Origin of the sequence: uncultured Chitinophaga sp., from assembly GCF_937874145.1 — a bacterium.
Lineage (GTDB): Bacteria > Bacteroidota > Bacteroidia > Chitinophagales > Chitinophagaceae > Chitinophaga.
Window position 1 is genome coordinate 1 of record NZ_CALNBI010000496.1, and the last position, 6,886, is coordinate 6,886.

At 56.1% G+C, this 6,886-nt stretch carries 5 protein-coding genes; 3 read left to right on the top strand and 2 right to left on the bottom strand.

Annotated elements, in window-relative coordinates:
• On the bottom strand, window positions 1-1,539 hold a 1,539-nt coding region (locus Q0510_RS23585), incomplete at its 3' end, for a TonB-dependent receptor plug domain-containing protein (RefSeq protein ID WP_298717345.1).
• 504 nt (window positions 1,540-2,043) lie between these two features.
• On the opposite strand from Q0510_RS23585, the gene Q0510_RS23590 reads away from it, so the two are divergent.
• The gene (locus Q0510_RS23590) at window positions 2,044-2,838 is read left to right on the top strand and encodes a thymidylate synthase (protein ID WP_298717348.1); all 795 of its coding nucleotides are present in this window, start codon (window positions 2,044-2,046) and stop codon (window positions 2,836-2,838) included.
• Window positions 2,835-3,326 (top strand): dihydrofolate reductase, encoded by a 492-nt coding sequence (locus tag Q0510_RS23595; protein WP_298717351.1) that lies wholly within the window; start codon window positions 2,835-2,837, stop codon window positions 3,324-3,326. The genes Q0510_RS23590 and Q0510_RS23595 overlap by 4 nt, the downstream gene beginning before the upstream one ends.
• A gap of 15 nt (window positions 3,327-3,341) precedes the next feature.
• On the opposite strand, the gene dnaG is transcribed toward Q0510_RS23595, so the two are convergent.
• Window positions 3,342-5,342, bottom strand: a complete 2,001-nt coding sequence (gene dnaG, locus Q0510_RS23600; RefSeq protein WP_298717354.1) for a DNA primase — start codon at window positions 5,340-5,342, stop codon at window positions 3,342-3,344.
• Between the two features lie 228 nt (window positions 5,343-5,570).
• Here dnaG and Q0510_RS23605 point away from each other — a divergent pair, with 228 nt between their 5' ends.
• Entirely contained in the window at window positions 5,571-6,743 is a 1,173-nt protein-coding gene (locus Q0510_RS23605) for an acetyl-CoA C-acyltransferase (protein WP_298717357.1), read from the top strand.
• Window positions 6,744-6,886 lie beyond the last annotated feature (143 nt).

A 6,886-nucleotide genomic window follows, 5' to 3' on the forward strand; every position in this document is an offset into this window, starting at 1 on the left:
GGCCAGGTTGGAGTTGAGGTTGGACGTATTCCCCTGTATCGACGCGCCTTCCAGGTTGTTGCGCATGAACGGCAGCGAGCGCGGGAAAATGGCCTCCGTTTTCAGGTGGAAGTAATCCACGCCGCCGCGTACGATAAGACGGGTATTGGTATTGTCGTTTTCATGCAGCAGGATTTTGATCTCGCCGCCCGTGATCACGCGGTTCACGGTTTCGTTGTTGCGCATCTTGTCGCGCAGCTCGATGGGGTTCTGCCCGCCCACGAGCACCGGGTAATTGCCGTCGGCATCGGGGAGGAGGGGCACGTATTCCGGTGCGGCGGAGAGCGCCACGCCGTAGGTAACGGAGTTGTTGTCGTTATTGGTAAGCCCGCGGTCGGCGGAGGTTTTCATGTAAGCGGCGCGCAGGCCTACGGAAATGCGGTTGTTGAGCCGGTGGTCTACGTTCAGGCGCAGCGAGTTGTTGAGGTAGCCGGTGTTTTTAATGATGCCCTGTTCGTCTTTCCGGTTGGCGGAGAAGAACACCCCGGTGCGCTCGTCGCCCCCGGTAACGCTGACGTTCGTGTTAAGCAGCAATCCTTTTTCCCCGTATAGTTCTTTTTCGTGGTCGTACAGCTGGCCGGCGTCGCGGGCGGCGATGAAGGCATCCCTGGCGGCGGCCCCGCCTTTATCGAAGGCGGTTTCTTCGGTGAAGTGCCGCATGCCGAGGAGCTTCCGGGCCTGCGTCCACCCAACATCCTGCCGGGCTTTGACGAGCGTGCGGCCGGAGAGGCCCTTCTTGGTAGTAATGATAACTACACCCGCCGCTGCTTTGGAGCCGTAGATGGCGGAAGCGGATGCGCCCTTGAGCACTTCAATATTCTCGATATCGTCGGGGTTGATGTCGGCCACGCGGCTGGAGGGATTGTCCTGGTACTGCTCGTTCCCTGCCCTGGAAGCGGCCGTGATGATGTTGAGGCCTGCGGGGACGGACACGTTGCTGATGAAAATCCCGTCGACCACATACAGCGGCTGGCTGTTGGAGAAGATGGAGGTTACGCCGCGCATCTTCACGGAGATGCCGCCGCCGGGGGCGCCGGAGTTGGCGGTGATGAGGGCGCCGGGGATCTTGCCGCTGAGGGCGGCGTCGAAGGTTTGCGCGGGGGCTACGCCGTAGAGGTCTTTGGCGGAGAGCGTGGCCACGGCGTTGGCGAGGTTGCTGCGCTTTACGCTGGTGGCCAGGCCGGTGATCACCACTTCATCGAGGTTGGCGAAATCTTCTTCGAGGGTAACCGTCATAGCCGTGGCGGAGGCTTCCTGGCGGAGGGTTTTGTATCCGGTGAAGGAGAAGACGAGCGTACTGCCGGCGGGCGCTTCGAGGGAAAACTTCCCGGTGATGTCGGAGACGGTCCCGCGGTTCGAATTGAGGAGGCGTACGGTAACACCGGGCAGTCCGTTGCCCTGGGTGTCCGTTACGCGGCCGCTTACACGCTGCTGGGCATGGGCGGTAATCGCCCCGCATAGCAGGATGAGCAGCCAGGTACATTGTTTGAGGAAATGCATGTTCTGGCGATTTAGAGGTTTGTAAATGGTGAGGTTGATAGTAAAAACACGGTTTGCCGTTGCTGCTACGGATCTGTGGCGTGATGGAGCATGTCAGGTTAGATTTTAGAGGACCCTCCCGCAACGATATGGCCTTGCTGCTACATACATCTGTCAGTGAATTTGTCTTGACCCTTGCTGTTTTGGCTTTTCAGTCAGGTCCTGTTTTTCAATACGTGTGCTGCTATTTGTCGGGTTCGGTTCCAGGCTTGTTTTTCAACTGGTTAAATATCGGAATTGCTGCTAATTGCCGGTTTTGGTTGTTGTAACGCCATGGGGCCAGGTTCACTTTTGCAGATTAACGAAATTTAACGAAAACGGGATTTGTTTATGTGGGGGGATTAGGTTATATTATTTCATCCTGCTATTTATAGCGCGCTGCGGCAGAGGGGCAGTGACTTATCCACAAGTTGTCAGGAACAAATGCGCCGGAATTCTTCATTTACCATTAAGTTTGCATTGTATATGCGACAGTATAAAGACCTCCTTCAACATATCCTCGACAACGGGGCGGACAAAACCGACCGCACCGGCACCGGCACCCGCAGCTGTTTCGGTTACCAGATGCGCTTCGACCTGCAAAAGGGTTTCCCCATGGTCACCACCAAGAAGCTGCACCTCAAATCCATCATCTACGAACTGCTCTGGTTCCTGAAAGGCGATACCAACGTGCATTACCTCCAGGAGCACGGGGTGAAGATTTGGGATGAGTGGGCCGATGCGGAAGGGAACCTCGGGCCTGTATACGGCAAGCAATGGCGCAGCTGGGAAGGTGCCGACGGCAAAACGTACGACCAGATCCTGGACGTGGTGGAGCAGATCAAAAAGAACCCGGACTCCCGCCGCCTCATCGTCAACGCCTGGAACGTAGCGGAGCTGCCGCAGATGGCCCTCAGCCCCTGCCACTGCCTCTTCCAGTTTTACGTGGCCGATGGCAAACTGAGCTGCCAGCTCTACCAGCGCAGCGCCGACGTATTCCTCGGCGTGCCTTTCAACATCGCGTCTTACGCGTTGCTTACTCTCATGATTGCACAGGTGTGCGGCCTCCAGCCTGGCGAATTCGTCCACAGCTTCGGAGACGTCCACCTCTACAATAATCACTTCGAACAAGCCCGCCTCCAGCTCGAACGCGAACCGTTCCCGCTGCCGGTGATGAAACTGAACCCGGATGTGAAAGATATCTTCGCTTTCCAATACGAAGATTTCACCCTGGAAAATTACCAGTCGCACCCTCACATCAAAGCCCCCGTAGCTGTATGATTTCCGTAATAGTAGCCGCTTCCGAGAATAACGTCATCGGTATCAACAACCAGCTCCCCTGGAAACTGCCCGACGATTTCAAATTCTTCAAGAATACCACCTACGGATTCCCCGTGATCATGGGCCGAAAAACGTTTGAATCCCTCGGCGGCGCCACCCTCAAGGGGCGCCATAATATCGTCATCACCCGGCAACAGGATTACGCGCCGGCCGGCGTGTCCGTCGTGCATTCCCTCGCAGACGCCCTCGCGCTGGCGGAGCAGGACGATGTGAAAGAAATCTTCGTGATCGGCGGGATGGAAATCATCAACCAGGCCTGGCCGCAGATCGGCCGCATCTACCTCACCCGCGTCCACGCCACGGTGGAAGGCGACGCCTTCTTCCCAGAAGTAGACCCGGCACAATGGCAGCGCGTGCATGCGGAAGACCATGCGGCCGACGAAAAGCATGCCTACGCCTTCACGTTCGAAACGTGGGAGCGGAAGTAACTGATTCCCTGAATATTACTTGAAAATAACGGTGCCCACGCCTTCGGTGAGCTCCTTCATGATCTGCTTGAGGTGCTTGTCCATCTCCAGGCAGCGGATCTGTGCTTCGTAATCCTCCGTGCTGCTCATTTCCTGCTGGTTTTCCGCGATCAGTTTCTGGATTTTCCGGATGATGAGATAATTGGTGGCGCTGATGGTATCGCGGCGGAAGGCGTCGTCGCCATACACGGTCTTGATCTCGAAACGCTCTTTCCATGCGGCGCTCAGCTCCGCTTCCTTGTCTTCCAGGATAATGGCCACGTTCCGCGCCACGTCATTGTCTTGGTGGTAGAGGAACATTTTCTTATCCGGAATCGAGCCCTGGTCGTACGCTTCCTTGTATTCGCGGAGGATGCGTTTCACGATTTCGTTTTCGGAGAGGGATTCGAAATCGTAGGGGAGATGGAAGATGTAATCGGCGACGGTGGTTTTCTGTTCCTCGTCGAAGATCTTATCGCCGAAGCGCAGCAGGATCTTGATCAGCTCGCGTTCCTGGCGTTCGGAAGTGTTGAAGATGTTTTCTGTTGGCGCTGCCGGCGCTTCGGCGCCGTCGGGGAAGTACTCGGGGTACATTTCCGCCAGGGAAGGGCCGTCGTCCTGCGGAGGAGGCCCGTCGAACCCGCCTTTCTTTTTGTTGGACGGGTCGTTGAGCGCCTGTTTGGAAAGGCGCTCGCGGATGAATTTGTTCACCAGGTCTACCAGCCTTTCTTCGTCGATTTTCAGCAACTGGCTGCACTGGCGGATATAATCCTGCTGGCGGGGAAAATCCTCCACTTTATCGATCCGCGCGATGGTTTCCGCGATCTCGTTCACGAGCTGCGATTTGCGCGTAGAGTCGTTGCCTGCTTCCTTCATGGAAACATGCAGCTTGAAGAGGATGAAATCCTGTTTATTATCGGCGATGAACTGCCGGAAGGCCTCCGCGCCGATCTTCCTTACATAGCTGTCCGGGTCTTCTTTATCGGGCACCAGCGCCAGTTTGACGTTGAGCCCTTCTTCGATGGCCATGTCCAGCCCGCGGAGGGCGGCTTTGATACCGGCGTTGTCGCCATCGTAGAGGATGGTGAGGTTGTTGGTGTATTTCTTGATGAGCCGCAGCTGGTCGGTGGTGAGCGAGGTGCCGGAAGAGGCCACCACGTTTTCGATACCGGCCTGGTGCAGGGAAATCACGTCGGTATAGCCTTCCACCAGCAGGCATTCATCGAGTTTGTCGATGGCGTGCCGGGCGAAGTAGGTGCCGTACAGCACCTTGCTTTTGACGTAAATATCGTTTTCGGGGGAGTTGATGTATTTGGGTGCCCGGTCGGATTTGACGAGGATGCGCGCGCCAAAACCGAGTACTTTCCCGCTCTGGTTGTGGATGGGGAAGATGACGCGGCCGCGGTAGTTGTCGATCGGCTGGTCGTTGCGGACGGTAACGAGGCCCGTTTTCTGGAGGTATTCCAGGTTGTAGCCTTTGTGCTGCGCTTCGCGGACGAACGCTTCGCGCAGGTTGAGGGCGTAACCGAGCTGGAATTTGCGGATGATCTCTTCGGAGAAGCCGCGTTCTTCGAAATAGGAGAGGCCTACGTTCTGGCCTTCGTCGGTTTCGAAAAGGGTTTTGACGAAATAATCCCGTGCGAAGTTGTTGATGATGAAAAGGCTGTCGGCCATTTGCTGGCGGGCCTTTACTTCGGGGCTGACTTCCGTTTCTTCGATCTCTACCTGGTAGCGTTGCGCGAGCCAGCGGATGGCTTCCACGTAGGAGTACTTTTCGTGCTCCATGACGAAATTGATCGCATTCCCGCTTTTGCCGCAGCCGAAGCATTTGTAGATTTCCTTGGTGCCGGAAACGGTGAAAGAAGGGGATTTTTCGTTGTGGAAAGGGCAGAGGCCCATATAATTGGCGCCGCGTTTCTTCAGTTTCACGAATGCGCCGACCACATCGATGATATCGATGCGGTGGAGGATCTGCTGTATGGTGTTCTGGGTGATCAAAGCCGGTCGTCTGTTATCTGGCGTCTGTCAAAAAATTACGCAATTTGTTTCAAAACCATCCATTTTATGCGGCAAAAACTGGTTTTTCCCATACCGGTTTCTATCAAATGTTTGATGATTGAAGCAAATGCAAACTTACAGGAAATTTCATGAAAGGCGGTGTTTTGGCCACCGTTCCCCAAATCGGTATATTTGGGGATTCCACCAAAACATGAGGAACATCATCTTATGAAAGAAGTATTTATCGTATCCGTAGCCAGAACCCCGATCGGGGCATTCAACGGCGCTTTGGCGCCGGTTCCCGCCACAACTTTGGGCGCTACGGTGATTACCGCGGCCCTGGAGCGTGCCGGCGTGGCGAAGGAGCAGGTGCAGGAAGTATATATGGGCAACGTGATCAGCGCCAACATCGGCCAGGCGCCCGCCAACCAGGCGAGCCTTTACGCCGGGCTCCCCAACACCGTACCCTGCACCACCGTGAACAAGGTGTGCGCTTCCGGCATGAAGGCCATCATGCTGGGCGCTCAGAGCATCTTGCTGGGCGATAACGACATCGTGGTGGCCGGCGGCATGGAATCCATGAGCAACATCCCCTATTATCTCGATAAAGCCCGCAACGGCTACCGCCTCGGACACGGCGCCGTGATCGACGGTATCCTGCGCGACGGCCTGTGGGACCCTTATAAAGATTTCCACATGGGCAACGCCGCCGAAATCTGCGCGGCGGAATATAAAATCTCCCGGGAAGACCAGGACAATTACGCCAAACAAAGCTACCAGCGCGCCGCCGCCGCCTGGGAGAAAGGATATTTCGCCGGGGAGATCGTTCCGGTGACCACGGGCGGCAAATCTCCGGTGACCGTGAGCGAGGACGAGGAATTCAAGAAAGTGAACTTCGAGAAGATGGCCACCCTGAAGCCGGCGTTCCAGAAAGACGGGACGATCACCGCCGCCAATGCTTCCAAGATCAACGACGGCGCCGCCGCGGTGGTGCTGGCGAGCGGGGAGAAGGTGAAAGAACTGGGCCTCAAGCCTTTAGCGAAGATCGTGAGCTTTGCAGACGCCAGCCAGGCGCCGGAATGGTTCACTACCACGCCGGTGAAAGCGGTGAATAACGCGCTGGCCAAAGCGAAAATGGAGATCGGGCAGATGGATTTCGTGGAAATCAACGAAGCGTTCTCCTGCGTGGCGCTGGCCAATGAAAGAGACCTGGGCATCCCGGATGAGAAGCTGAACGTATGGGGCGGGGCCGTGGCCCTGGGGCACCCGATCGGCTGTTCCGGCGCGCGTATCATCGTGAGCCTCACCTCTATCTTACGGCAGGAAAACGGCCGTTTCGGCGTTGCCGGGATCTGCAACGGGGGCGGGGGCGCCAGCGCAATGATCATAGAGAAAATCTAATTCCTTTGCTTTTTGGGAAACAAACGATAAATTTGCCCTGCCTTTTCAAAAAGGAACATCATTAAACATATAGTAAAGAATCAAATGCGTCAGATAGCCTTCAGACAAGCCTTAAGAGAAGCCATGCAGGAAGAAATGCGCCG

Excerpts from the sequence above, each read along its gene's own strand:
- Q0510_RS23595 (WP_298717351.1), top strand. The coding sequence starts at position 2,835 with ATGATTTCCGTAATAGTAGCCGCTTCCGAGAATAACGTCATCGGTATC.
- Q0510_RS23590 (WP_298717348.1), top strand. The coding sequence starts at position 2,044 with ATGCGACAGTATAAAGACCTCCTTCAACATATCCTCGACAACGGGGCG.
- Q0510_RS23605 (WP_298717357.1), top strand. The coding sequence starts at position 5,571 with ATGAAAGAAGTATTTATCGTATCCGTAGCCAGAACCCCGATCGGGGCA.